Below are 277 nucleotides of genomic sequence, written 5' to 3' on the forward strand. Positions count from 1 at the left end.
CGAATGTGGTGCCAGTAATTTCACTGCCGCTTGCCAAGCCTAGTCCGGAAACGGTGGCATCAACGGTCTTAACACTAATAACGTCTTCGGCATCGGTATTGGAGCCAACCTGGATGCTCAGGCTGCCGCTGGCGTTGAGCAAGCTGGTGCCGTTGAAGTTGTTGCTGCCAGCGACGCGATCGATTTCGGCCAAACGCTCGTTAATTTCCGTCGTGATCGCAGTACGGTCGTCAGCGGTGTTGGTGTCGTTGGCGCCCTGTACCGCCAACTCACGAAT

Annotated in this window: 1 pseudogene; it reads right to left on the reverse strand. The window is 56.0% G+C overall.

Annotated features, from left to right (window positions below):
• Window positions 1-277 (reverse strand): annotated as a pseudogene (locus ACGLWX_RS18350) (flagellin FliC); the annotation flags it as partial.

Source organism: Halomonas sp. HMF6819 (assembly GCF_044335525.1).
Taxonomy (GTDB): Bacteria; Pseudomonadota; Gammaproteobacteria; order Pseudomonadales; family Halomonadaceae; genus Vreelandella.